The organism is Massilia aurea (assembly GCF_040790145.1).
Taxonomy (GTDB): Bacteria; Pseudomonadota; Gammaproteobacteria; order Burkholderiales; family Burkholderiaceae_D; genus Telluria; species Telluria aurea_C.
In genome coordinates this window covers 1-26,417 of sequence record NZ_JBFMMP010000007.1, presented here as the reverse complement: position 1 = coordinate 26,417, position 26,417 = coordinate 1, and the positions used below count along the sequence as shown (strand labels likewise).

Annotated in this window: 22 protein-coding genes; 15 read left to right on the top strand and 7 right to left on the bottom strand. The window is 64.4% G+C overall.

All coding sequences use genetic code 11. The features are described from left to right. Positions 1–38 precede the first annotated feature (38 nt). The 4 genes from AB2N08_RS12285 (at position 39) to AB2N08_RS12270 (ending at position 4,284) form a co-directional block, all read left to right on the top strand. Positions 39–755 (top strand): glutathione S-transferase family protein, encoded by a 717-nt coding sequence (locus AB2N08_RS12285; RefSeq protein WP_367610934.1) that lies wholly within the window; start codon positions 39–41, stop codon positions 753–755. A gap of 3 nt (positions 756–758) precedes the next feature. Then, entirely contained in the window at positions 759–1,853 is a 1,095-nt protein-coding gene (locus AB2N08_RS12280; RefSeq protein WP_367610933.1) for a multifunctional CCA tRNA nucleotidyl transferase/2'3'-cyclic phosphodiesterase/2'nucleotidase/phosphatase, read from the top strand. 110 nt (positions 1,854–1,963) lie between these two features. Then, the gene (locus AB2N08_RS12275; RefSeq protein ID WP_367610932.1) at positions 1,964–3,598 is read left to right on the top strand and encodes a diguanylate cyclase; all 1,635 of its coding nucleotides are present in this window, start codon (positions 1,964–1,966) and stop codon (positions 3,596–3,598) included. Between the two features lie 35 nt (positions 3,599–3,633). Continuing rightward, positions 3,634–4,284, top strand: coding sequence for a GNAT family N-acetyltransferase (locus tag AB2N08_RS12270; RefSeq protein WP_367610931.1), 651 nt, complete (start codon positions 3,634–3,636; stop codon positions 4,282–4,284). A gap of 30 nt (positions 4,285–4,314) precedes the next feature. Here AB2N08_RS12270 and AB2N08_RS12265 read toward each other — a convergent pair whose 3' ends face one another. Beyond that, a complete protein-coding gene (locus AB2N08_RS12265) occupies positions 4,315–4,824 on the bottom strand; it encodes an Lrp/AsnC family transcriptional regulator (RefSeq protein WP_183554481.1) in 510 nt (169 codons plus the stop codon). 190 nt (positions 4,825–5,014) lie between these two features. On the opposite strand from AB2N08_RS12265, the gene AB2N08_RS12260 reads away from it, so the two are divergent. The 3 genes from AB2N08_RS12260 (at position 5,015) to AB2N08_RS12250 (ending at position 12,201) form a co-directional block, all read left to right on the top strand. Next, positions 5,015–8,596 (top strand): indolepyruvate ferredoxin oxidoreductase family protein, encoded by a 3,582-nt coding sequence (locus AB2N08_RS12260; protein ID WP_367610930.1) that lies wholly within the window; start codon positions 5,015–5,017, stop codon positions 8,594–8,596. A 99-nt stretch (positions 8,597–8,695) separates the two neighbouring features. Then, positions 8,696–10,309 carry a S41 family peptidase gene (locus AB2N08_RS12255; RefSeq protein ID WP_367610929.1) on the top strand — a complete coding sequence of 538 codons (1,614 nt, stop codon included), beginning with the start codon at positions 8,696–8,698 and terminating at the stop codon, positions 10,307–10,309. Between the two features lie 128 nt (positions 10,310–10,437). After that, positions 10,438–12,201, top strand: a complete 1,764-nt coding sequence (locus AB2N08_RS12250; protein WP_367610928.1) for a M14 family metallopeptidase — start codon at positions 10,438–10,440, stop codon at positions 12,199–12,201. A gap of 62 nt (positions 12,202–12,263) precedes the next feature. Here AB2N08_RS12250 and AB2N08_RS12245 read toward each other — a convergent pair whose 3' ends face one another. Continuing rightward, positions 12,264–12,746: a SixA phosphatase family protein gene (locus tag AB2N08_RS12245; protein ID WP_367610927.1), complete on the bottom strand. Its 483-nt coding sequence runs from the start codon at positions 12,744–12,746 to the stop codon at positions 12,264–12,266. Between the two features lie 87 nt (positions 12,747–12,833). Then, complete coding sequence (locus tag AB2N08_RS12240; protein ID WP_367610926.1) at positions 12,834–13,868, bottom strand: GlxA family transcriptional regulator; 1,035 nt, start codon at positions 13,866–13,868, stop codon at positions 12,834–12,836. 132 nt (positions 13,869–14,000) lie between these two features. On the opposite strand from AB2N08_RS12240, the gene AB2N08_RS12235 reads away from it, so the two are divergent. After that, a complete protein-coding gene (locus tag AB2N08_RS12235; protein ID WP_367610925.1) occupies positions 14,001–15,107 on the top strand; it encodes an S-(hydroxymethyl)glutathione dehydrogenase/class III alcohol dehydrogenase in 1,107 nt (368 codons plus the stop codon). An 18-nt stretch (positions 15,108–15,125) separates the two neighbouring features. Here AB2N08_RS12235 and AB2N08_RS12230 read toward each other — a convergent pair whose 3' ends face one another. Beyond that, entirely contained in the window at positions 15,126–15,989 is an 864-nt protein-coding gene (locus AB2N08_RS12230; protein ID WP_367610924.1) for a LysR family transcriptional regulator, read from the bottom strand. 122 nt (positions 15,990–16,111) lie between these two features. Here AB2N08_RS12230 and AB2N08_RS12225 point away from each other — a divergent pair, with 122 nt between their 5' ends. The 3 genes from AB2N08_RS12225 to AB2N08_RS12215 all read left to right on the top strand — a co-directional run bounded on the left by AB2N08_RS12225 (position 16,112) and on the right by AB2N08_RS12215 (position 18,407). After that, the gene (locus AB2N08_RS12225; protein ID WP_367610923.1) at positions 16,112–16,894 is read left to right on the top strand and encodes a DODA-type extradiol aromatic ring-opening family dioxygenase; all 783 of its coding nucleotides are present in this window, start codon (positions 16,112–16,114) and stop codon (positions 16,892–16,894) included. Between the two features lie 35 nt (positions 16,895–16,929). Next, on the top strand, positions 16,930–17,358 hold the full coding sequence (locus AB2N08_RS12220) for a DoxX family protein (protein WP_370662416.1): 429 nt from the start codon (positions 16,930–16,932) through the stop codon (positions 17,356–17,358). 197 nt (positions 17,359–17,555) lie between these two features. After that, entirely contained in the window at positions 17,556–18,407 is an 852-nt protein-coding gene (locus AB2N08_RS12215; RefSeq protein ID WP_367610921.1) for a transposase, read from the top strand. 46 nt (positions 18,408–18,453) lie between these two features. Here the strand turns inward: AB2N08_RS12215 and ttcA are convergent, their stop codons facing one another. The 3 genes from ttcA to AB2N08_RS12200 are packed head-to-tail and all read right to left on the bottom strand — an operon-like array spanning position 18,454 to position 20,638. Continuing rightward, positions 18,454–19,383 carry a tRNA 2-thiocytidine(32) synthetase TtcA gene (ttcA, locus tag AB2N08_RS12210; RefSeq protein ID WP_367611109.1) on the bottom strand — a complete coding sequence of 310 codons (930 nt, stop codon included), beginning with the start codon at positions 19,381–19,383 and terminating at the stop codon, positions 18,454–18,456. A gap of 20 nt (positions 19,384–19,403) precedes the next feature. Beyond that, the gene (locus AB2N08_RS12205; RefSeq protein WP_367610920.1) at positions 19,404–19,802 is read right to left on the bottom strand and encodes a dihydroneopterin aldolase; all 399 of its coding nucleotides are present in this window, start codon (positions 19,800–19,802) and stop codon (positions 19,404–19,406) included. Positions 19,803–19,804: 2 nt separating this feature from the next. Next, positions 19,805–20,638 (bottom strand): SDR family oxidoreductase, encoded by an 834-nt coding sequence (locus AB2N08_RS12200; protein ID WP_367610919.1) that lies wholly within the window; start codon positions 20,636–20,638, stop codon positions 19,805–19,807. Positions 20,639–20,707: 69 nt separating this feature from the next. On the opposite strand from AB2N08_RS12200, the gene AB2N08_RS12195 reads away from it, so the two are divergent. From AB2N08_RS12195 to AB2N08_RS12180, 4 genes are all read left to right on the top strand, one after another. After that, entirely contained in the window at positions 20,708–21,856 is a 1,149-nt protein-coding gene (locus AB2N08_RS12195; RefSeq protein ID WP_367610918.1) for a class I SAM-dependent methyltransferase, read from the top strand. A 133-nt stretch (positions 21,857–21,989) separates the two neighbouring features. Beyond that, positions 21,990–22,943, top strand: a complete 954-nt coding sequence (locus AB2N08_RS12190) for a J domain-containing protein (protein WP_367610917.1) — start codon at positions 21,990–21,992, stop codon at positions 22,941–22,943. A gap of 160 nt (positions 22,944–23,103) precedes the next feature. Then, positions 23,104–24,756: a response regulator gene (locus AB2N08_RS12185; protein WP_367610916.1), complete on the top strand. Its 1,653-nt coding sequence runs from the start codon at positions 23,104–23,106 to the stop codon at positions 24,754–24,756. A gap of 2 nt (positions 24,757–24,758) precedes the next feature. After that, complete coding sequence (locus tag AB2N08_RS12180; RefSeq protein ID WP_367610915.1) at positions 24,759–26,279, top strand: HDOD domain-containing protein; 1,521 nt, start codon at positions 24,759–24,761, stop codon at positions 26,277–26,279. Positions 26,280–26,417 lie beyond the last annotated feature (138 nt).

The following is a 26,417-nucleotide window of genomic DNA, read 5'->3' as shown; positions in this document are numbered from 1 at the left end:
GCCCGGGATGCCCTTCGCCACGCACCCTGAACGAACTCATGCAGACCATCGAACGCGACCCGATCCTCACGCACACCCTGGACCAGACCCGCAGCCCTGGCTTGACGCTCATCATTGGTAACAAGAACCTGTCGTCGTGGTCGATGCGGCCGTGGGTGGCGGCGATGGCGTTCGGCATCCCGTTCACTGAAATCAAAGTCTTGCTCGACCAGCCCGACACCGCCAACGAGATCGCGCGCTACTCGCATGCAGGCCGCGTGCCGGTACTGCTGGCCGGCGAAATGACGGTGTGGGACAGCCTGGCGATCATTGAATACCTGGCCGAGCAATTTCCCGACAAGCCCATGTGGCCGCAAGACGTGGCGGCGCGCGCACTGGCGCGTTCGATCGTGGCCGAGATGCATGCCGGCTTTGGCGAGCTGCGCAGCGCCATGCCCATGAATATCCAGGCGCGCCTGCCGGGCCGTGGCCGCACGCATGGCGCCCAGGCCGACATCGGCCGCGTCTGCGAAATCTGGGAAGACTGCCTGTCGCGCTTTGGCCATCACCAGTTCCTGTTCGGCGCGTTTTCGATTGCCGACGCGTTCTATGCGCCAATCGTGCTGCGTTTCCAGACCTATGGCGTGACCCTCGCGCCCGCGCTGCAAGCCTATTGCGAGCGCGTGCTGGCCCAGCCGGCCGTGGCGCGCTGGGTCAATGAAGCGATGCTCGAGAACCACCCGACGCCGCTGCACGACGCCGACCTGCCGGAGTAATGCATGCGTAGTTATGTTGTCGGCGGCGCCGTGCGCGATGCGCTGCTCGGGCTGCCGGTGAAGGACCACGACCACGTGGTCGTCGGCGCCACCCCCGAACAAATGCTGCAAGCCGGCTTTCGCGCCGTGGGCAAGGATTTCCCGGTCTTCCTGCATCCGAAGACACACGAGGAATACGCGCTCGCGCGCACCGAGCGCAAGACCGCGCCCGGCTACCACGGCTTCGTGTTCCATGCGGCGCCGGACGTCACGCTCGAGCAAGACCTGGTGCGGCGCGACCTGACCATCAACGCCATGGCACAGGGCGAGGATGGCATGATCGTCGATCCGCTGGGCGGCCGGCGCGACCTCGAATTGCGCCTGTTCCGCCATGTGTCGGAAGCCTTTGCCGAAGACCCGGTGCGCATCCTGCGCGTGGCGCGCTTTGCCGCGCGCCTGCCCGAGTTTCGCGTGGCCGATGAAACCAATGTGCTGATGCGCCAGATGGTCGACGCGGGCGAGGTCGACGCCCTCGTGCCCGAGCGCGTCTGGCAAGAGCTGGCGCGCGGGCTGATGGAACGCCAGCCATCGCGCATGCTGGTCGTGCTGGACGAGTGCGGCGCGCTGGCGCGCCTGTTGCCCGAACTCGCTACCCATGAACCTGCGCTGCGCGTCATTGACACCGCCGCGCAGCACGATCACCCGCTCGAGATCCGCTTCGCCGCCCTGATGCGCGACCTTGGCACGACAGCCGTCGAGGCCGTCTCCAGGCGCCTGAAAGTGCCCAATGAATGCCGCGACCTGACCATCATGACGGCACGCGAGCACGATGTGCTGGCACACGCCGGGGAACTCGATGCCAAAGCGCTCGTCACACTCTTCGAGCGCAGCGACGCCTTCCGTAAACCCGCACGCTTCGCCCAGATGCTGCTGGCAACCGCTTGCCATGCGGTTGATCCAAAGGCCCCGTCTCTGCTGCTGCAGGAAGCCCTGGCAGCAGCGCGCGGCGTCGATGCCGGCGCCGTGGCGGCGCGCTGCGCGGATCGGCGCGACCGCATTGCCGAAGCCGTCCACCTCGCACGCGTGGAGGCGGTGGCCGCCATTTGTAATAAAGTGTGAGAAAGCGCCCTGTGGGGCGACACAGTTACATGTCGTTACACCCTCTGTATAGTGCGGGCCGTCGTTTTGCTATTCTTCAATAATGTTAATTGTTGCGTTGGAGAAAAACGATGTTCACGATGCTGGGACGCCGAGCAGGAAGCTGGGTACGGCGCCGCCGCCTGTTGCTGGCGAGCCTGGCCGTCGTATTGATGAGCGCGCTGCTCGTGTTCCTCTATTCGCGCACCGAGGTCATCGACCCTGAAGTGCGCAGCAACGTGCTGCTCAACCTGCGCGAATTCGAAAAGCTCGACGCCGAATGGGACGCCAATCTGCTGCGCGCCCACACCGGCCGCGCCGCCATCCGGCCCGACCTGAGTTCGCAACTGCCGCGCATGCGGATCCTGATGGATCGGCTGGAAGAAGCCGCGCCCCTTACCGGCAGCCGCGCCGCGAGCGATGCCTGCGTCCAGCTGCGGGTGGCGCTGCGCAACAAGGAGATGCTGGTGGCCGAGTTCGCGCAGCACAATCCACGGCTGCGCGCGGCCCTGCTGCACATGCCGCCGGCCGTGGCCGACCTCAAGACCGAGATTTCGGGCATCGAAGGCGCGCTGGCGCCGGCCCGGATCGTCGTGCGGCTCGACACGACCCTGAATGCGCTGCTCAGCGACATCCTGCGCTACAACATCGCGCCGTCACCGGCACTGGCCACCCGCATCGAAGAAATCCTGGGCAATGTCGCGGCCCAGCAGATCGCGTTTTCGCCGGCCGTGGTCGACAAGATGGACGCCGTGATCCAGAGCAGCCGCGTGATCCTGGAGAAGCGGCCGCTGGAAAACCTGCTCGAAGCGCAGATCGCCGCCGTCGGCACCGATGTCGTGCTCGACCGCCTCGAGCAGGAGTTCGAGCGCTCGTTCGACACCGTGCTGCTCGAGCGCCAGCGTTTTCGCGGCTACCTGGCGGCGTATTCCGGCCTGCTGCTGGTGCTGCTGGCGTATGCCGGCGTGCGCCTGCGCCGCAGCTACCGCATCATCGGCGTCGTCAATCGCCGCCTGCAGTCGGCCAACGAAACGCTCGAGCAGCGTGTGGCCGAGCGCACCGCCGAGCTGCAGGCGCAGTCGGTCCAGCTCGAGCGCCTGGCCCAGCACGACAGCCTGACCGGCCTGATCAACTACCGCCAGCTGACGCGCCTGCTCGAACGGGCACTGGCCCGGGCCGACCGTCGCGACAGCGTGGTGGTGCTGATGTTCATCGACCTGGACGGCTTCAAGGCCGTCAACGATACATGGGGCCATGCCGCCGGCGACCTGGTGCTCAAGAACGTCGCGCGCAAGGTCCAGGCCAAGCTGCGCGCCGAAGATGCGCTGGCGCGGCTGGGCGGCGACGAATTCGTGATCCTGCTCGAAGACGTGACCTCGCGCGACGGCGCGCTACGCGTGGCGCGGCTGGCGCTGGCGGAAATCGAAGCAATCACCGAGGCCGACGGCCACCCGGTGAAGATCTCGGCGAGCATCGGCATCGCCAGCGCGCGCGGCCAGATGGGCGCGACGCGCGGGCAAGAGGTGTTGCTGGCCGAGGCCGACAAAGCCATGTACGAAGCCAAGCAGGCCGGCAAGGGCCGCTTCGTGGTCAGCCCGCAGTCGCAATGGCGCGACGAGGACGACAGCGCCGGGCTGGCGCTGGAGCAGGCACGGCGTGAACCAGTAAAGGAACTGCCCGCCGACGGCGCGCAAAGAAACACGGCGCCAGCCGACCGCATCGGATAACATCGGCAGGTTGCCGTGCACGAAAAGGTGTCAAGATGCTGGACAATCCATTACGCCGCTGGATACAGGGCTTGCGCGGCAAGAAAGGCCAGGCGCCGGTCCTGGTCAAGGAATTGCACGAGCGCGACCGCCGCCGCGTGCTGCGCCATCTGCTCGCGCTCGACAAGGATGACCGCCTGCTGCGCTTTGGCAGCATGATGTCCGATGACGGCATCGCGGCCTATGTCGGCAAGCTCGATTTTGCGCGCGACATCGTGTTTGGTGTGGTCAACAATGTGTTCCAGCTGGTGGGTGTCGGGCACCTGGCGTTCGCGCCGACCGAAGGGCGCACCAGTACCGCCAAGGCGCAGGTGGCCGAATTCGGCGTGTCGGTATCGAAGTCGGCGCGCGGGCAGGGGGTGGGCACGCGCCTGTTCCAGCGCGCGGCGATCCACTGCCGCAATTCGGACGTCGACACGCTGTACATGCAGTGCCTGACGTCAAACAAGACGATGATGCATATCGCAAAAAAGGCGGGGATGCGCGTGACGCGCGACTATGGCGAGGCCGACGCCCACCTTGAACTGCCGCCGCCAAGCCCGGGCAGCGTGATGGCCGAGGCGCTGGAAGAACAGTTCGCGGCGATCGACTACACGTTCAAGGCCAATACGCGGGCGGCGGTGAAGTTTTTCACCCCGAAGAAATAAACAAAGCGACCACCGCAGTCACTTGCCGAATCAGACGAGCGGCATTGCCGTGGTTTCCTTGATCCGCTGCAGCGCAAAGCTCGACTTCACATCGAGCACCGCCGGATGCTTGAGCAGCGTGCCCATCATGAAGCGCGAGAAGTGGTCCATGTCGCCCACGTGCACGCGCAGCAAAAAGTCCATGTCGCCCGTCATCGCGTAGCAGGCCACCACTTCCGGCCAGCTGCCCACCGACACCGCGAAATCGTTGCGCGGTGACGTCGCCGGCAGGCCCGGCTGGCGCGTGGTGCTGGCCACTTCGCTGTGCTTTTCCAGCCGCACGTTCACATACGCCAGCAGGCCCAGGCCGATCTTGTCGGAATCGAGCAGCGCCACGTACTGGCGAATCACGCCGGCCTCTTCCAGGCGCTTGATGCGGCGCAGGCAGGGCGACGGCGACAGGTTCACGCGCTCGGCCACGTCCTGGTTCGACAGGCGGCCATCGTTCTGCAAAATCTCGAGGATTTTGCGATCTGTTTTATCCAGTTCAATCTTTGACATACCTTCCCCACATCTGTCTTTTGTATGGCAATTTTATTGCGCAATTAAAGAGGGAGGGGGAATTGTTTGGAATTTAATGCTGGAGGGGCAGGTCTATACTGGCTCACAGACGGGAGACGACTCCCGCACAGAAGCGAGATGCAGGAAATGCACCGCTTCCGGCATCCGCCACCAGTTTCTTGGAGACACAATGAACGCACCCCTGGACCGCGCCCACCTGGCGTCGCCCCAACACGCCTCGCCACAACACGAGATCACGCTCGACGACAAATGGACGCTCGAGCGCGGTCGCGCCTTCATGACCGGCACGCAAGCGCTGATCCGCCTGCCGATGCTGCAGCGCGAGCGCGACCTGAAAGCCGGCCTGAACACGGCCGGCTACATCACCGGCTACCGCGGCTCGCCCGTTACGTCGGTCGACCAGACCGCGATGAAGGCCAAGGCCCACCTCGACGCACACCACGTCAAGTTCCATCCCGGCATGAACGAAGACCTGGCAGCCACCGCTGTCTGGGGCACCCAGCAAACCAATCTGTACAAGGATGCGAAGTACGACGGCGTGTTCTCGATGTGGTACGGCAAGGGCCCGGGGGTCGACCGCTGCGGCGACGTGTTCAAGCACGGCAACAACGCCGGCTCGTCGCAATTCGGCGGCGTGCTGGTGCTGGCCGGGGACGACCACGCGGCCAAGTCCTCGTCCACCGCGCACCAGTCCGACCACATCCTGACCCACTGCGGGATCCCGGTGCTGTATCCGTCGTCGGTCCAGGAATACCTCGACTTCGGCCTGCACGCCTGGGCCATGAGCCGCTATACGGGCCTGTGGGTGTCGATGAAATGCGTGACCGACATCATCGAATCGGGCGCCGTGGTCGACCTCGATCCGGACCGCGTGCAGACCGTGATCCCGACCGACTTCCAGCTGCCCGAGGGCGGCCTGAACATTCGCTGGCCGGACGCCGTGCTGGACCAGGAAGTGCGGATGAGCAATCACAAATGGTATGCCGCGCTGGCCTATGCCCGTGCGAATAAATTGAATCGGATTATCTGGGACAGTCCGCAGCCGAAGATCGGCATCATCACCGCCGGCAAGAGCTATCTGGACACGCGCCAGGCGCTGGCCGACCTCGGCATCGATGAGCAGGCCGCGCGTGACATCGGCCTGCGCCTGTACAAGGTCGGCATGACCTGGCCACTCGAGGCCGAAGGCGTGCACGAGTTCGCACGGGGCCTCGATGAAATCCTGGTGGTCGAAGAAAAGCGCCAGGTGATGGAATACGCGCTCAAGGAAGAGTTGTACAACCTGCCCGATGGCGAGCGGCCGCGCGTGGTCGGCAAGTTCGACGACACGGGCGAGTGGAGCAACAAGAACCGCATGGGCCACGGCGACTGGCTGCTGCCGGCAACCTATGAACTGAACCCGGCGCAGATCGCGCGCGCCATCGCGTCGCGCATTGGGCACTATTGCGCCGGGCATCCGGTGGCCGAGCGCGTGAAGGAACGCATCGCCTTCCTCGAAGCGAAAGAATTGGTGCTGCGCAATATTCCAGCGAAACCGAATCCGCAGACCGACCGCATCCCGTATTTCTGCTCAGGCTGCCCGCACAACAGCTCGACGAAAGTGCCGGAGGGCTCGCGTGCGATGGCAGGCATCGGCTGCCACTACATGGTGCTGTGGATGGACCGCGAAACATCGACGTTTACCCACATGGGCGCGGAAGGCACGACCTGGATCGGCCAGTCGCCGTTCACCGACGAGAAGCACGTATTCGTCAATCTGGGCGATGGCACGTACTTCCACTCAGGCATCCTGGCGATCCGCGCTGCGGTGGCGGCCAAGGTCAACATCACGTATAAAATCCTGTACAACGACGCGGTGGCGATGACGGGCGGCCAGAACGTCGACGGCCCGCTTGACCCGGGCATGATCAGCCGCCAGATCGCGGCCGAAGGCGTCACGCCGATCATCGTCGTCACCGACGAGCCCGACAAATACCCGAGCGACTACGCCTGGGCGCCCGGCACCACGGTGCGCCACCGGTCCGAGCTGATGGACGTACAACGCGAGCTGCGCGAGATGCCCGGCGTGTCGGCCGTGATCTATGACCAGACCTGCGCATCCGAAAAGCGGCGGCGCCGGAAAAAAGGCGAATTCCCCGACCCGGCCAAGCGCGCTGTCATCAACGAGGCCGTCTGCGAAGGCTGCGGCGATTGCTCGGTGCAGTCGAACTGCCTGTCGGTCGAGCCGCTTGAAACCGAACTGGGCCGCAAACGCCAGATCAACCAGTCGTCGTGCAACAAGGATTATTCGTGCGTGTCGGGCTTTTGCCCGAGCTTTGTCACCGTCGAAGGCGGTGGGCTCAAAAAGCCGAAGAAGGCGGCGGCTTCCGACGCCGCGCCACCGGGGTTGTCAACATCGTTGCCGGCACCCTGTATCCCGTCGGTCGCCACGCCATTCGGCATCCTCGTTGCCGGCGTGGGCGGCACCGGTGTCGTCACCGTTGGGCAGATCCTGGCGGTGGCAGCGCACGTCGAAGGCAAGGGCGCGATCGTGCTCGACCAGAGTGGCCTGGCGCAGAAGGGCGGGCCAGTGATGTCGCACGTGCGCCTGGCCGAACACCAGCTTGATCTGCACTCCACCCGCGTGGGCACCGGCAGCGCCGACCTCGTGATCGGCTGCGACCAGATCGTCACCGCCAGCCGCGACGCCCTGTCGCGCATGGGCGAAGGCCGTACCTGGGCCGCCGTCAATTCGAGCAGCGCCACGACGGCCGCGTTCGTGAAAAACCCCGACTGGCAATTTCCAGCCGAAGGCTCGCGCGGCGCGATCGAGCAAGCCTGCGGCAAACAGAACGTCGAATTCCTTGACGCCGGCAGCATCGCCACGGCCCTGCTGGGCGACGCGATCGCCACCAATATGTTCATGCTCGGCTATGCGTTCCAGAAGGGGCGCGTGCCGCTGCAGGCGGCCTCGCTGCTCAAGGCCATCGAGCTCAATGGCGTGTCGGTCGCGTTCAACAAGGCGGCCTTCAACTGGGGCCGCAGCGCGGCGCATGACCTGGGCGCCGTCAGCAAGGCAGCGCTGCCGGCCAAGGTGATCGAGTTCAAGCGCATGCAGACGCTCGATGATCTGATCAAGCGCCGGGTCGACCTGCTCACGGCCTACCAGGACGCGGCGTACGCCGGCCAGTACCAGGCGTTCGTCGAGCAGGTGCGGGCGCAAGAGGCGCGGCTGGGCAAGGGCACGCGCTTGTCCGAAGCTGTGGCGAAGTATTTGTACAAGCTGATGGCGTACAAGGACGAGTACGAAGTCGCGCGCCTGCACACCGATCCGGCCTTCCGTGAAAAGATTGCCGCCATGTTCGAAGGCGATATCACGCTCAAGTTCCATCTTGCCCCGCCGCTGCTGGCCAAGCATGACAAGGAAGGCCGCGCCATCAAGCAGGAATTCGGCCCGTGGATGATGCGCGCGTTCGGCGTGCTGGCCAAATTCAAGCGCCTGCGCGGCACCGCGTTCGATGTGTTCGGCTACTCGGCCGAGCGCCGCGTCGAGCGCGCGCTGATTGGCGAGTATCGCGCGACGCTGGCGGCACTGCTGTCCAAGCTGACCGAGGATAATCTGGCGCAGGCAGTGGCGATTGCCAGCATTCCGGAAGATATTCGCGGCTACGGGCATGTGAAGGCGCGGCACCTGACAGCGGCAAAGGAGAAGGAAGCGGCGCTGCTGGCGGCGTTTCATGCACCGGTTGGGGCGGCACCGCGTGCAGCCTGATCTTGAGGAATTGTCTGCTTGGCATGCTTCGTTGTCGCATGGCCTCAGTGTGACAGTTGGTGGTATTCCGGAGCAATATCGGCGTCTATAATCATTCGCATGAGCCCGACATACCACCTCCCGCGCAAGGCGCCTTCCGTCCGTTTGATTTCCAGTGCGCTTGGCGCGCTGTTCGTCCTCGCCGGGTGCGGCGGCGGTGGTGGTTCGCCGGGCGTGGGTACGCGGCCGCCGGTGGCCGAAACGGCCCCGGTCACGCCAACGCCAACGCCAACGCCGGCCGGCAGCGCTGCCACGCCCGAAGACCTCAATCCCAACCTGCTCGGCGACGCCTACAGCAGCTACTGGAACAAGTGCGCCGCGCCACGCACCGGTGTCGATGCGAGCGGCAGGGCATTCCCCGATGTGCAGGGCACGCTGCTGGACGAATTGAAATTCCTGCGCGCCTGGACCAACCAGTATTACCTCTGGTACAACGAAGTCCCGAACACCTACAAGATGGCCGATTTCAAGAGCGCGCTCGACTACTTCGACGTGCTCAAGACGCCGGCCGTGACCGCCACCGGGAAACTGAAAGACCGCTATCACTTCACCTATTCGACCGCCGAATGGGAGGCGATGCAGACCCAGGGGATCGACCTGGGCTATGGCATCACGTGGTCGCGCAACGCGGGCGGTACGGCGCCGCGCACGTGGCTGATCACGGCGGTCGAGCCGGGCTCGCCGGCGGCCGCCGCCGGCCTGCTGCGCGGCGACCAGCTCACCAGAATCGACGGCATCGACTTTGTCAATGCGAGCGACGCGGCCTCGGTCGCGCGTATCAACCTGGCCCTGTTCCCTGAAACGGCCGGCAGCGCGCACCGCTTCACGCTGCAGCGCGGCGGCGTGCCGTACGATGTGACGATGACGGGCGCCGAGGTGCGCGTGGCGCCCGTGAAAAACGTGAAGATCATCGAGACCGCCAGCGGCAAGGTGGGCTACCTGACGTTCGACACCTTCAATGCGGTCTCCGAAAAGCAATTGATCGATGCCTTTACCACCTTCCGCCAGGCCGGCGTGACCGACCTGGTGCTCGACATCCGCTACAACGGCGGCGGCCTGCTGTACCTGGCCAGCCAGCTGGCCTATATGGTCTCGGGCCCGGAGTCGACGAACGGCAAGGTGTTCGAGCAATCGCAGTACAACGACAAGCAGCCGCGCGAAGCGCCGATCCTGTTCCGCTCGACCGCCTGGGGCTTTGCTTCGAGCGATCCGGTGCGTACCGGCACGCCGCTGCCGACCCTGGGCCTGAAACGCGTGACGGTGCTGAGCACGGCCGGCACCTGCTCGGCCAGCGAATCGGTGATCAACGGCCTGCGCGGCGCCGACGTCGAAGTGATCCAGATCGGCGGCACGACCTGCGGCAAACCGTACGGCTTCACGCCGGTGCCCAACTGCGGCACGACCTATTTCTCGATCGAGTTCAAGGGCGTGAACAACAAGGGCTTCGGCGATTTTACCGACGGCTTCGCACCGACCTGCCAGGTCAGCGATGACCTGACGCGGCCGGTGGGGGACCAGAACGAAGGCTTGCTGGCCGCCGCGCTGACCTACCGCGCCACGCAGGCCTGCCCGGTCTCGACAACCGCCCGGGCACGCACTGTGCCGATGGAAATCGTGCGGCCGCAGGTCAAGGAAATCTCGATCCGGCCGACACCCGGCGCACCGCCGCGCTAACGCGAATCTACCGTATTGACGGGCGGCGTGGTCAATCGGCGCGCCGCCCGTGGTGTTTCCAGACTGAACTTTTCCTCAAGAACACGTCTATAATCGTCGGCTTCCCTGTCACTTGCCGGAGCTTCTCGATGATTCGTTCTGCGTTACTGCTGGCCCTGCTGTCCGCATTCCCCCTGGCGCACGCCGCTATCCCCGACCTGACCACGATCTCGGAGCGCTCCGGCTTCCAGGCTACCGGCCGCTACGATGAAACGATCGCGCTGTGCGCCGCGTTCGCGCAGGCGTATCCGAAGCAGGTGCAGTGCATCGACTTCGGCATCACGCCGGAAGGCCGGCCGATGAAGGCGCTGGTGGTGAACAACAACGGCGTGTTCACGCCTGCGGCTGCAAAGAAGCAGGGATTGCCGGTGACGCTGATCCAGGGCGGCATCCACGCCGGCGAGATCGACGGCAAGGACGCCGGCTTCCTGGCGCTGCGCCAGATCCTCGAGGGCAGCGCGGCCAAGGGCGCGCTCGACAAGCAGGTGCTGCTGTTCGTGCCGGTATTTAACGTCGACGGCCACGAGCGCTTCGGCAAGTGGAACCGTCCGAACCAGCGCGGTCCGGTCGAGATGGGCTGGCGCACCACGGGCCAGAACCTGAACCTGAACCGCGATTACCTGAAAGCCGACGCGCCCGAGATGCAGGCGATGCTGGGCCTGGTGAACGCATGGGATCCGCTGACCTATGTCGACCTGCACGCCACCAACGGCGCCAAGTTCCAGCACGATATCTCGATCCAGGTCGAACCGGTCTATTCGGGCGACGACCAATTTCGCAAGGCCGGGCTGGCGCTGCGCAGCAACGTGATCAAGGACATCGCCAAGGAGGGCTCGACGCCGCAGTCGTACTATATGTCGTTCATGAAGCAGGACGATCCGATGTCGGGCTTCGAGGATGGCGTGTCCGATCCGCGTTTCTCGACCGGCTACTTCCAGCTGCGTAACCGCATGGCGATGCTGGTGGAAACGCACTCGTGGAAAGAATATCCGGTGCGCGTGCGCATCACCCGCAATACCGTGGTGTCGGTGCTGAACCAGGTCGCGCAACACGGCAAGGAATGGCAACAGGCCGCCTATGCCGCCGACGCACGCGCGGCCAAGCTGGGCAACAAGAAGGTGGCGCTGAACTACCGCACCACCGACAAGACCGAGATGGTCAATTTCAATGGCTACGAATACACGCGCAAGCCGTCGGAGATTTCGGGCGCCCTGATGACGCGCTACGATGAGACCAAGCCGCAAGTCTGGCGCGTGCCGCTGCGCGATGAAGTCGTCGCCGACCTGGAAGTGACGGCGCCGGGCGCCGGCTACATCGTGCCGGCTGCGCAGGCGGCCATCGTCGGCGAGAAGCTGCGCCAGCATGGCGTCGTGTTCCGCACGCTGGACAAGGACGCCCCACGCATGAATGTCGAAACCTTCCGCGCCGACAAGGCCAAGCTGGACGCGGCATCGGTCGAAGGACACCAGCGTCTGACGGTCACCGGCAAGTGGAAACCTGAAGCGCGCGCGGTAACGGCCGGTTCGCTGTTCGTGCCGATCGCGCAGCCGAAGGCGCGCCTGGTGGTGGCGATGTTCGAACCGCAGGCGCCCGATTCGCTGGTGGCCTGGGGCACGTTCAACACGGCCTTCGAGCGCAAGGAATACATGGAAGACTACGTGGCCGAAGACGTGGCGCGCGAGCAGATGGCGGCCGATCCGACCGTGGCGGCCGAATTTGCCAAGCGTTTGGCATCGGACCCGGAGTTTGCAAAGAGCCCGCAGGCACGCCTGGAGTTCTTCGCCAAGCGGCACTCGTCGTATGACGAGCGCTTGAACCTGTATCCGGTGCTGCGCACGGATACGGCGCTGTAATCAGGGGCTTCCCGATCTGGGTCCGTCATTGCCGCCGCTGGCTGCAATGACGGACTGACGTCTCAAGGCGTTTTCGGCAACGATGTCAACAACACCGTCGTTACCTTCCCATCCGCACCACCCACCAGCTGATACAGCCGGTCATATTCTTCATCCCCGATCTCGGCACCCGGCGCACCGCCGAACAGCCGCACCAATTCCGGCAGCGTATTGGAATGGCCCACCACCAGCACCGGCGCATTGAACGCCTTGACCTTGTCGACCAGCGCCTGCGGCGTGGCGGCGTCGTAGCGCTGCACCGGCAGGCCGAGTTGCGTCGCCAGCGGCTGCGCGGTGTCGAGCGTGCGCATCGTGGCGGTGCTGAAAATGGCCTGGATGCCGGCGCGGTGCAGCAGCGTCGCGATGTTCTGCGCGCGCTGGCGGCCTTGCGGCGTGAGCGCCGGGTCTTTGCCTTCGGCTGCTTTTTCGCCGTGGCGCACGAGGTAGATCATGCCCGGTTCAGCCATGGCGGTGCAGGGCGCGAGCATGGCGGCGAGCAGTGCCAATCGCCCCAGCAACTTTGTGGATGGTGTCAGGGAAAAGCGCATCGCGGTCTTTCAGCAGGTGTGGATGACCCCGAGCGTAGCATGACGCTAAGACGCTTCGTATGCGTTGTCGGCACGCCCGGTTGCGACGCCCGTCGTGGCGAAGCGTTCGCGATACACTTTCGGCGCGATGCCGAGTTTTTTCAGGAATACCCGGCGCATATGCGCCTCGTCGCTGAAGCACGCGCGCGCGGCCACCGCTTTCAGCGGCAATGCCACATCTGCCAACAACTGCGTGGCGCGTTCGAAGCGGCACGTCTCGATGAATTCCTGCGTGCTCATGCCCACCTCTTGCTGGAACACGCGGGCGAAATGGCGCTCGCTCATCATCGCTTTTTGCGCCAACTGGGCCACCGACAGGCGTTCGTGCAGGTTGTCCAGGATCCAGGTCTGCAGCTCGCGGATATTCGGCTTGGCCGTGCGTTCGCTGAGCAGGTGCGCGCTGAACTGCGACTGGCCGCCCGGGCGCTTGAGATACACGACCATCTCGGTGGCCACTTCCAGCGCCAGCGCGCGCCCGAAATCCTGTTCGACCAGCGCCAGCGCCAGGTCCATGCCGGCGGTGACCCCGGCCGAGGTCCAGACATTGCCGGAGCGAATGAAGATGGCGTCGGCATCGATGTCGATGGCCGGGAAATCGGCCTGCAGCCGCTCGGCCACGCCCCAGTGCGTGGTGGCGCGTTTGCCGTCGAGCGCGCCGGCGGCGGCCAGGAAGAAGGCGCCCGAGCACAGGGCCGTGAGGCGCTCGAGGCGCGGTGCGGCATCCCGGATCCAGTCGATGATGGCGGCGCTGTCGACCAGCGCATCCTGGATATGGCGCGCGCCGACCACCATCGCCGTGTGGGGCAGGGCCAGCGTATTGACCACTTTCGTGGCGTCGAGCGACATCAGGGTATCCGAAGGTATCGGCCCGGTTTTACAGGACGCCACGCGCACATCGTAGCCGGCGGGCTTGCCGCGCCGCGCCAGGTGCAGGTTGGCGTATTCGAAGACCGACATGGGCCCGATCGCTTCCATTGCCTTGAATCCGGGGTAGACGACGATGTCGACGGTGATGGCGTCAAGGGGAGAAGCAGCGTGCATTGTCGGGGCAGTCCAGGGCGAAGATCCGGTCATTATTGCACCAAATCCTGCCATTCCCGGCCAGGCGCCGCTGCCGGCCGCGCACGCGCCTGCACAATGGCCGCATTCCATTTTTGAACCAGAGAGCATCCCATGAAAACCAAAGCAGCCATTGCCTGGCGCGCCGGCGCGCCCCTGACCATCGAAGAAGTCGACCTGGAAGGCCCGCGCGAAGGCGAAGTACTGATCGAGCTGAAAGCGACCGGCATTTGCCATACCGATTACTACACGCTGTCCGGCGCCGATCCGGAAGGGCTGTTCCCGGCGATCCTGGGCCATGAAGGCGCGGGCATTGTGGTTGACGTCGGCCCAGGTGTGACGACGTTGAAAAAAGACGATCACGTCATTCCGCTGTACACGCCGGAATGCCGCCAGTGCAAATTCTGCCTGTCGCAAAAGACCAATCTGTGCCAGGCGATCCGCTCGACGCAAGGCCGCGGCCTGATGCCGGATGCAACCAGCCGCTTTTCGCTGGACGGCAAGCCGCTGTTTCACTACATGGGCACGTCGACCTTCTCGAATTACATCGTGGTGCCCGAGATCGCGCTGGCGAAAATCCGCGAAGATGCGCCGTTCGACAAGGTCTGCTACATCGGTTGCGGCGTGACGACCGGCGTGGGCGCCGTGCTGTTTTCGGCCAAGGTCGAGGCGGGCGCCAATGTGGTCGTGTTCGGCCTGGGCGGCATTGGCCTGAACGTGATCCAGGCCGCGAAAATGGTTGGCGCCGACAAGATCATCGGCGTCGACATCAATCCGGCGCGCCAAGCCATGGCGAGCAAGTTCGGCATGACCCATTTCGTCAATCCGAAAGACGTCGAGAATGTCGTCGATGCGATCGTGCAGATCACCGATGGCGGCGCCGATTACAGTTTCGAGTGCGTCGGCAACGTGAACACCATGCGCCAGGCGCTCGAGTGCACGCATAAAGGCTGGGGCAAATCGTTCATCATTGGCGTGGCTGCGGCCGGCGAAGAAATCGCGACCCGTCCATTCCAGCTGGTGACCGGCCGTGAATGGCGCGGCTCGGCGTTTGGCGGCGCGCGCGGCCGCACCGATGTGCCGAAGATCGTCGACTGGTATATGGAGGGCAAACTCAATATCGACGACCTGATCACGCACCGCTTGCCACTTGAACGCATCAATGAAGGGTTCGACCTGATGAAGAGCGGCGAGTCGATCCGCTCGGTGGTGCTGTACTGATGTCTTGTGCCCGGCGGTTCAGGCCAGCGCGGCCACGATGAAGTCGACGAAGGTGCGCACCTTGGCCGACAAGTGCTTGCGGCTCGGATAGATTGCATAGATGCCCATCTCGGCTGACCGCCAGTCGGGCAGCACCTGTACCAGGCGCCCGGCGGCGAGATCCTCGCCCACGATGAAGTGCGGCTGGAAGGCGATGCCGGCGCCGGCGACGGCTGCCAGGCGGATGATGTCGCCGTTGTCGGCCTTCATCGGGCCATTCACCGGTACGGTGACTTGCTGGCTGGCGGACTCGAGGCGCCAGTCGGCGCCGCCGCCACTCAATGAGTAGCTCAGGCACGCATGCCGGCCCAGCTCGCCCGGCGTCTGCGGCGCGCCGTGCGCGGCCAGATAAGCAGGCGAGGCGCACACAATGCCGTACGCGACGCCCAGCTTGCGTGCGATCAGATCCGACTGCGGCAGGGTGCCGATGCGAATCGCCACGTCGAACCCTTCCTCGACCAGGTCGACCTTGCGGTCGGACAACGCGATATCGAGCTGCACCTGCGGGTAAGCCTGGGTAAAGGCGCCGATGATGCTGCCCAGGCGATGCTGGCCATAGGACAGCGGAATCGTGACGCGCAGCACGCCACGCGGCATCGCCGTCATCTGGCCGGCAATCTGTTCGGCCTCATTTACGTCACCCAGAATCTGCACGCTGCGCTCGTAGAAGGCGCGGCCGGTTTCCGTCAGGCTCAGGCGCCGCGTGGTGCGGTTCATCAGGCGCGTGCCCAGGTGTTCCTCGAGCTTTTGCACCTGCTTCGAGACCATGGCGCGTGAGACATTCAGCCTGGTTGCGGCAGTGGCGAAGCTGCCGCTGTCGACCACGGCAACATAGGTTTTCATTGAGCCGAGCAGGTCCATTCGGAGATATTGTCAATCAAATGGAAATAGTTTAATTATATTTAGCGGCTTTATCAACACAGTATAACTAGATAAGATGAATGCATCATTTAACGAGGTGCACCATGAATCTACCGACCATCTTTGTTTCACACGGTTCGCCCATGCTTGCCTTGCAAGACAGTCCGGCACGACGCTTCTTGCAAGGCCTGGGGCAAACGCTGCCGCGGCCGAGCGCGATCGCGGTCGTGTCGGCGCATTGGGAAACGGCCTGCGGCCCGGCGGTATCGCTGGCCACCCGGCCGGAAACGATCCACGACTTCGGCGGTTTCCCGCAAGCGCTGTTCGACATGCGCTACCCGGCGCCAGGCGCGCCCGCGGCTGCCGAGCGCGCGGCTGCGCTGTTCGAAGCGGCAGGCATCCCGGTCGGTCGCAGCGCGACGCGCGGCCTCGATCATGGCGCCTGGGTGCCGCTCAGCCTGATGTATCCGGAAGCCGACGTGCCGGTGCTGCAGATCTCGATCGTGCATGGCGCCGGTCCCGCGCTCCACCAGCAACTTGGCCTGGCGCTGCAGGCTTTGCGCCAGGAAGGCGTATTGGTGATCGGTTCCGGTTCGCTGACGCATAACCTGTACGAATTTCGCGGACAGGGCGTCGATGCGCCGGCGCCAGCCTGGGTCAGCGACTTCGAGACCTGGATGCGCGAGCGCTTGGTTGCAGATGACCGCGCCGCCTTGCTGGACTACCGCCGTCTGGCGCCAATGGCCGAGAAAAATCATCCGACCGAAGAGCATCTGCTGCCGCTGTTCGTGGCGATGGGCGCGGCCGGGCCTGAAGCCAGGGCGTCGCTGCTGCACACGAGTTTTGAACATGGCGTGCTTGCCATGGATGCCTACGCTTTTAACTAAGCCCTTATTTTTTCTTCATTCACGAAAGAACGATCATGCAAACTACGACGACACAATTGACTACGAATACCAACGACGCCGGCAAACTGGTGCTGCGCGTCGCACTGGCCTCGATGCTGCTGTTCCACGGTGTTGCCAAACTCAGCGGCGGCATCGGTTTTGTCGGCCACATGCTCGCTGCGGCTGGCTTGCCTGCTGTGTTTGGCTACGGGGTGTATATCGGCGAAGTCGTCGCGCCGTTGTTCATCCTGTTTGGCCTGTTCTCCCGGCCTGCGGCGCTGGTCGTGGCCGTCAATATGATCGTGGCGGTGCTGCTGGCGCATACGAGCCAGTTCTTCACGATCAATGAAACTGGTGGCTGGGCGTTGGAACTGCAGGGGATGTTCTTCTTTGCAGCTGTGGCCGTCGCGCTGATGGGAGCGGGGCGTCACAGCGTCGGCGGTGTCAACGGCCGCTGGAACTGAACCAAGCCGGGGTCTGAACCAAGCCGGTGTCACACAAGCCGGTGTCAGGTCTGACATTCGGACACGACCTCGGCCTTGGTCGAACATAAGCCGGTGTCAGGTCTGTCATCCGGACACGACCTCGGCCTTGGTCGAATGGTCTCCCGGAGACTGCGCAATCTCAGCGTCAGCGAGCCTGCATCCAGTAGCGTTATCGGATGACACGACCACTCAGACTTGACTTCCCTGGTGCGCTTTACCATGTGACTTCGCGCGGTAACCGGCGTAATCCGATTTATCGCGATGAAGCCGACCGCAGGATCTGGTTAGAAGTTCTTGCAAAGGTGTGTGAACGCCACAATTGCATCATCCATAGCTTTTGCCAGATGACCAATCACTACCATCTGCTGATCGAAACGGCCGAGGCAAATCTTCCGCAGTGCATGCGCCAACTCAACGGGCTGTATTCGCAGAGTGTCAGTCGACGGCACAATCTCGTCGGACACTTGTTTCAAGGTCGTTACAAGGCAATCCTGGTGCAGAAGGAAAGTTATCTTCTGGAAGTGTCCCGGTACATCGTGTTAAATCCATTACGCGCGCATGTCGTCGAGGCGCTGGACGAATGGCGATGGAGTAGTCATCGTTATTTTATCGGGGATGAACTTCCGCCTGCATGGCTGGAGAGCAATTGGCTACTAGGGCGCTTTGGTGATACGCGCACCAGCGCCATTGAGGCATATCAGGCGTTTGTGCTGGCGGGCATTGGGCAAGCGAACCCGCTGGACGCTACCCGCCATCAAATCCTGCTGGGCGATGAAGTTTTTATATCGACGCACCAGCAGTTGCGGCGATCTGAAGCGCTCTTGGAAATCAAGCGAACCGAACGGCGCGCAGTTGCGCTTCCCCTGGTCGACTACCAGGATCGGTATCCGGACAGGAGTGAGGCGATGGCGCGCGCCTATCGATCGACCGCCTACACCATGCCGCAGATTGCAATCACCTTTGGCGTCTCGACCAAAACGGTCAGCCGGGCGGTTGCTGCTTTCGAGAAAGCGAAACCGGATGCCTAATGTTGAGGCCGTGTCCGAATGTCAGACCTGACACCGGCTTTTACAATCATAGCTGCGTCAACGAGATCGTCCCAGCTGCCGGCGTCGAACACGGCTCTTCATCGAACGCAATATCCCCCAGCGGATTGGCCACGCCATCCGTCTTCAGGTCGGCGAATCCGAACATCCCGCGATCCATCAAATGCGACGGCACCACGGTCGACAGCGACGAGAAGATATTTTCCACACGCCCCGGATGCTTTTTTTCCCATTCGCGCAGCATGTTCTTGATCTGCTTGCGCTGCAGGTTCTCTTGCGAGCCGCACAGGTCGCACGGAATGATCGGGAACCCTTTCACTTCGGCATAGCGCTCGGTGTCGGCCTCTTTCACATACGCCATCGGCCGGATCACCATGTGCTTGCCATCGTCCGACACCAGCTTGGCCGGCATTCCTTTTAGTTTCCCGCCGAAGAACATATTCAGGAAGAAGGTTTCGAGGATGTCGTCGCGGTGGTGGCCCAGCGCGATCTTGTTGCAACCCAGTTCATCGGCCACGCGGTACAGGATCCCGCGCCGTAGCCGGGAACACAGCGAGCAGGTGGTCTTGCCTTCCGGGATCAGGCGCTTGACGATGCTGTAGGTGTCCTGGTTTTCGATGTGGTAATCCACGCCGAGCTTGTCCAGGTAGGCCGGCAGGATATGGGCCGGGAAGTTCGGCTGCTTCTGGTCGAGGTTCACCGCGACGATGTCGAAGTGGATCGGCGCGCGCTCGCGCAGGGTCAGCAGGATGTCGAGCAGCGCGTAGCTGTCCTTGCCGCCCGACAGGCACACCATCACCTTGTCGCCGTCTTCGATCATGTTGAAGTCGCCAATGGCCTGGCCGACCTGGCGGCACAGGCGCTTGTGCAGCTTGTGGTTTTCGTGGGCGATCTTTTCCTGCTTTTTTGCGTCGATCACGGGGGCGGCCTCGCCCAGCGGGAAATCCGCCTCGGTCATGCGCTCGATAACGGTTTCGTTCATGCTTCGTCCTTGATGCGGAATACTTCGACACCGACGCCTTCGCAGTCGGCATACACGTCTGGCTTCATGGTCGACACGCCCGCGGCGCGCACGCGCGGATGGGCCAGCATGGCCTGGACCATGTCGTCGCACAGCGTCTCTTGCAGGTGGATGTGGCCCTTGGCAATGCGCTGGGCAACCGTCTCGCGCATGAAGTCGTAGTCGACTACTTCAGACAATTGATCGGCCTTCGGCGTCGACATCTCGAGCGGGATATACAGCTCAACATTGATCAGCACACGTTGCTCGCCCTTCTTCTCGAAGTCGTGCACGCCGATATTGATCATCACTTCGTAATTGCGCAGGAACAGCCGGCGGCAATTGCGCAAGCTCGGGTGGGACAGGGCGGACAACATGGTTAAGCCTTTTGGATAGATGATTCGGTGCTGCGGTTGTTCGGTTCGTCGGTGCCCGGTTCGGTCAGGAACATGACGTCGCGCGTCGATGGCGTCAGGTGCTGGCCGCCATCGACGAGCAGGGTGGTGCCGGTCAGCGCGCGGGCGCCCGCTGCGTAGACGACCGCGTCGGCAATGTCTTGCGGCGTTGACGAGCGCCCCAGTGGCGTGGCGCGGTGCGCCTGTGCAAAGCCCGCTTCGCTCTGCTCGCCCGAGACCATCGTGATGCCGGGCGCGACGCCTACCACGCGCACCGTCGGCGCCAGCGCTTGCGCCAGCATCGTGGTGGCCGCGTGCAGCGCCGCCTTGGACAAGGTGTACGACAGAAAATCCGGGTTGAGATTGTACAGTTTCTGGTCCAGCAAGTTGATGACCACGGCTTGCCCGCCTGCCGGCGTGGCCGCGTGCAATGCCTGCGCCAGCAGCAATGGCGCGGCGACATTCGCCGCCATATGCGTGCCCAGCAGGGCCGGCGAAAAATCGGTGGCGCTGTCGTATTCGAACAACGAGGCGTTGTTCACGATGCACGTCAACGACCCGAGCGCGTCAATGGCGCGGCCCGCCAACAGGCGCACGGCCGCGTCGTCAGCCAGGTCGCACTGCAGCAGCACGGCGCGCCGGCCCAGGGCCAGGATGGCGTCGCGGGTGGCGATGGCATCCTGTTCCGAGTGGCGGTAGTGCAGCGCGAGATCCCAGCCGGCCTCGGCCAGGCCCAACGCGATCGCCCGCCCGAGGCGGCGGCCGGCGCCGGTCACCAGCGCAACCCGGGGCAGGGCGGTTGGAACTGTGTCGGTCATCAGTGGTTATCGGGCCTGAACATCAGGCAGTAAATTGTTGATAAAAGCGAATCTGGCTACAATGCCGGCATGTCCCTGCCCGCACCCGACCGCGACGCCCTGGCCGCGTCCCACGCCCTGCAACAGCTCATCGCTCTCGACATCGAACAAGCCGGTGGGCAGATTGCGTTTTCGCGGTTCATGGAACTGGCGCTGTATGCGCCGCGCCTCGGGTATTACAGCGGCGGCGCGTCCAAGCTCGGCGCCGAGGGCGATTTCATCACGGCGCCCGAGATGACGCCGCTGTTCGGCGCCACCGTGGCGCGCGTGGCAGCCGCTATTATCGCCCAAAGCGCGCCCGACATCATCGAGTTCGGCGCCGGCACCGGCCGCCTGGCGCGCGACGTGCTCGCCGCGCTGGGGCGCCAGGGTGTGCACGTCAACTCGTACACCATCATCGAATTGTCGGGCGAGCTGCGCGCGCGCCAGCAGGCCAACCTGGCCGATCTGCCGCAAGTGCGCTGGCAGGACGCCATGCCCGGGCACTTCAGCGGCGTGGTGCTGGCCAACGAGGTGCTCGACGCAATGCCGGTCGAGCTTGTCATCCGCACGCAGGACGGCTGGCGCCGCCAGATGGTGACGATCGCCGATGGCGCGTTCGCGTTCATCCAGGCGCCGCTTGATGCCGCCCTGCACGAGCAACTGGTGCGCCAGGTGCCCGGGCACGAACACATGATCGAAGGCTATGTGACCGAGCTGCACCCGGTCGGCGCCGGCTTCATGGGCTCGCTGGCGACGATGTTCGCGGGCGGCCGTGGCGCGGCGATCCTGTTCGACTACGGTTTCCCGGCCCACGAGTATTACCTCGACCAGCGCATCGGCGGCACCCTGATGTGCCATTACCGCCACCACGCGCACCCGGATCCGTTCTACCTGCCGGGCCTGCAGGACATCACGGCCCACGTCGATTTCACGGCGATGGCGCTGGCGGCGCAGGATGCCGGCTTGCCGGTGCTGGCCTACATGAGCCAGGCGGCATTCCTGATCGGCGCCGGAATCGGCGAATTGTTGCTTGAAAACAACCCAGAAGATGCGCTGCGCTTCCTGCCGCAGTCGCGCGCCGTGCAAAAGCTGGTCTCTCCTGCGGAAATGGGCGAATTGTTCAAGGTGCTGGTGGTCGGGCAGGATGTAACATTGCCCGATGCAATCAGCCAGGCCGACCGCAGTCATCGTCTGTGAAGATTGTGATATCTTGCACAACGGACACAATTGCGTCTAAGCTGTACGACATTCCAACGCCAGGGTCCGGACATCAGCCTCGGCCGGGGACGTAGTATCAATGGCAGGCATCAGCGGGCAGATTTGACACACCATGGCCAAGATTCACACACACTATGACAACCTGAAGGTGTCGCGTCACGCGCCCCAGGAAGTCATACGTGCTTCGTACAAGGCGCTGAGCCAGAAATACCACCCCGACAAGAATCCCGGCGACGAAAAAGCCGCCCGTATCATGGCGGTCGTCAATTCGGCCTACAACGTGCTGGCCGATCCAGTGCGCCGCAAGGAGCACGACGAGTGGATCGCATCCGAAGAGTGGGAAGTCGAGTGGCTGGAAAGCTCGAATGCCAAGGACGGCCAGCCGCGCAAGGGCGGCGAAGCGTGGGACGCCCCGCCGGCAGGCAAACCGCCCCGCGCGCGCCTGATGCGCGATCCGCGCTGGTGGCTGGGCCTGTCCGCCTGCTTCGTGACCGGCGCCGCCGCTGCCGTCTTGCTCATGCAGCAACCGGGCATCATGCCCAGCGCCCTGGCCTGGAGCGGCGCGCAGAAGTCCGCCAGCGTGCTGGACGCCACGCCGACTGCAGCGGCGACGGAACCGGCAGCGGCAACCGAACCGGCCGCAGCGCCAGCGGTCAAACCTGAAGCCGATACCTGGGCCGGCCGCGGCGCGCCCGTCGTCCACATGCTCGGCACGACCCAGCTGGTCGTGCCCGATCATGCGCCCGATTGCAGCACCGACCTGCAAACCCTGAGCGCGCCAAGCGGCGAGCCGTGGCCGGCCGATTCGGCGTATCTGCCGGGCTACCCGGTGGGCAATGAGGGTGTCGAGATGCAGGTGACGATCGACAACAGCGCGAACGCCTCGCCGGTGTTCGTCAAGCTGTACGACCTCGATCGCCGCTCGAACGTGCGTCACGCCTTCGTGCAGCCGCGCGCCACGTTCACGATCGATCGGCTGACGGCCGGCAAGTACGAGGTGCGTTACCAGAACGTCATCGTCGGCGCCAGCAGGCCCGAGTGCGACAGCCGCCAGACGGCGCGCTGAGCTGTCGTTTTTTTGTGCACTGCGCGTGGGTTCTGGCCCCGCGCAGCGATCCAATTCAGTAAATTCGTTCCGCGCCGTAATATACTCGCCGATAGTCGTGAGTCATAGCGCGCGCATACCGCAGCGGCCCCACGCCCAATGCAGGCCAACACGGACCACAATGAACGAACTGGAAGGCCTGACGGCCCTGATCATCGAGCCCCATGCAGGAATGCGGGCCAGCATCCACAGCATGCTCACGCTGTGCGGCCTGCACCGGATCGAGCACGCCAGCACGTCCAACCAGGCGATCAAGCACCTCGGCCTGCGCCAGTTCGATCTCATCCTGTGCGAATACGACCTCGAAGGCGGCCAGGATGGCCAGCAGTTGCTGGAAGACCTGCGCCACCACAAGCTGATGCGCCTGGCCACGATGTTCTTCATGGTCACGGCCGAAGGCAACCACAGCAAGGTGGTCAGCGCGGCCGAGCTCGCACCGACCGACTATGTGCTCAAGCCATTCACCGCCGACCGCCTGCTCGAGCGTATCGCGCGCGCGCTCGACAAGCGCAATGCCTTCCTGCCCGTGTACACGCTGATGGAGGCGGGCGACCAGGTCGATGCCGTCGCCGCCTGCATCGAGGGCCAGCGTAAGCACACGCGCTACGCCATTGATTTTCTGCGCCTGCGCGCCGAGCTGCACATGTTTCTGGGACAGGCCGAGCTGGCCGAACCGATCTATCGCCATCTTCTTGAGATCAAGGCCATTGCCTGGGCCCGGCTGGGGCTGGCCAAGACGCTGTTCGTGCGCAAGCGCCTGGAGGAAGCCAAGGAAATCCTCGAAGACCTGGTCGACACCAATCGCAACTTTGTCGACGCCTTCGACTGGCTGGCGCGCACGCACGCCGCCGCTGGCGAACTCGACAAGGCGCAGGCCGTGCTGGCCGAGGCGGTGGCGGTCTCGCCCCACGCGGTGCGGCGCCTGCGCACGCTGGCCGACATCGCCTTCGATGCAGGCGATATCGACACCGCCGAAAAATCGCTGCGCCAAGTGGTGGGCAAGGCCAAGTATTCCGAGTTTCGCGATCCCGAAGACCACGTCAAGCTGGTGCGCACCCTGGTGACCAAGGGCGACCCGGTGGGCGCGGCGGCCGTGGTGCGCGATCTCGACCGCACGATGGGCGGGCGCGCCACGACGGTGCTGTGCAGCGCGGTGGCGTCGGCCCTGGTGCATGAGTACACGGGCAACGAGGTGCGCCTCGGCGAGGCGTTGAACACGGCGGTGACGGCGTGCCAGGATGCGCCGGGCGTGTCGGTCGACATCAAGCTCGAGCTCGCGCGTTCGTGTCTCGCGCATGACATGCAAGAGGGCGCCTGCTCGGTCGTGCGCGACGTGATGCGCAATGCCGGCGACGAGGCCGTCATGGCGCGCGCCGTGGGCGTGATGGAGAACGCGGGCCAGGGCGGGTTGGCCCGCTCGATGGTCAAGGAAAGCCGCCAGCACGTGGTCGACCTGGTTGCCAGCGGCGCCGCGCGCGCCAAGAGCGGCGATTACCGGGGCGCGGTCACCTTGATGCTCGAAGCGGCGCACAAGCTGCCGAACAACCCGTCGGTGGCCTTCAATGCCACGTTGGCCGTGCTGCGCTGCCTGGAAGTGGGGGGCTGGGACGAGCGGCTCGGCGGCCAGGTGCCCACCCTGATCGGCAATGTGCGCAAGCTCGACCCGCTCAATCCCAAGCTGCCGGCGCTGGCGGCGCTGTTCCAGCAAGTGCTCAAACAGTACGACCAGGGTGTGCGCCAGGGGATGCGCATGCCCACGCCCAAGGCGGGATGACGATGAACAATTTGCCCCAGGGCGGCCAGGGGCCCCGGGTGCGCGATGCCCTGATGCGCAAGCTGAGCGGCACCGAGCGCATGTTCAGCCTGGGCGGGGCGATGGCGCGCGTGATCGGCATGGGCTACAGCGACGACCAGGGCACGGGCGACCTCGCGTACTACGTCGTGTCCGACGTGGCGCTGACCCAGCGCATCCTGCGGTTGTCGAACACGGTGGGGTTCCGCACGCTGTCGGGTGCCCCGGTGACGACGATCTCGCGTGCCATCTCCCTGCTCGGCTTTGACAATGTGCGCGCCGCCGCGCTGGCGATGTTGCTGGTCGACGCGCTCGATATCGCCGAGCACGGCGTGCGGGTGGAGCTTGAGGCTTCCCTGTGCGCCAGCCTGGTCGGGCGCGAAATGGCCCACCACAGTCCCTATCCCGGCGCCGAGGAAGCGGCGATCTGCGCGCTGTTCAAGAACCTGGGGCCAATGCTGCTGGCCAGCCACGAGCCAGACCGGTATCGCGAGATCGCGGCCCTGGTTGCCACCGGCAAGCACACGCCCGCGCAAGCCTCGCGCCTGATCCTGGGCTGCACTTTCGAGACCCTGTCCGAGGCCGTGCTGCGCGAATGGCAATTGCCCGAGCTGATCATCCAGGCCCAGGCGTCGCTCGCGACCGGACCGCTCGAGGTCGCGCTCGAGCGCGCCGAATGGATGCGCCAGGTGGCCGCGTTCAGCCACGACGTGGCGCGCCTGATGGGCCGTCACCACGATCCGGCCAACTCGCCCGACGCCGAAGTGCTGCTGGCGCGCTATGGCGTGGCGCTGGCGATCGACGCTCCCAAGCTGGCGGTGCTGTTCGACATCGTCCAGGAGGGCATGAATAGCATGCTGCAGAGCATGAACATGGAGCGTGCGCCCAAGCTCGATCCGAAGGCCGGCAGCAGCCTGCCGAACGTGCTGGCGCTGGCGATGCTCGACGCGGGCGAAGCCGACGAAGGCGAGTTCTACCCGAGCGGCAAGCCGAAGAATGCGCGCGACCTGCTGCTGGCGGGCGTCCAGGAAGTGTCGGTGCTGGGCGCGTCGGCTGCGAGCGCCAACGATGTGATCATGGCGGTGCTCGAGACGCTGTACCGCGCGCTGGGTTTTCGCTTCGCCACCGTGTGCCTGCGCGACGGCCGCACGGGCAAGTTCCGGGCGCGCACGTCGCTGGGCGAGGGCACGGCCGAGCTGCAGGAAGGCTTCACCTTCCCGTGTGCATTCACGCGCGACCTGTTCCACCTGGCGCTGGAAAACAATGCCGACATGATGATCCCGGACGCCTTCAGCCCGAAGATCCGCGATCTGCTGCCGGCCTGGTACAAGACGCTGCTGCCGGATGCCGAGAGCTTCATCGTGTTGCCGCTGGTGGTGGGCAAGGCCCAGCTGGGGCTGTTCTACGCGGACCGTATCTTCACCGCGCCGGAAGGCGTGCCGCCGGATGAGACGGCGCTGATCAAGGCCTTGAAGGCGCAGGTGCTGGCTGCGCTGGCGCCGTGACGGGGTCGCTAAGGCGCCGAACCCCGCGCCGCCCGACCCGCAACCAACGTCGTTCCCGCGCAGGCGCACTGCTGTCCGGAATAATCTTGTTGACTGTCGCATCAGAATAGACATCCCTGATTTTTGATCTCGGCCTGT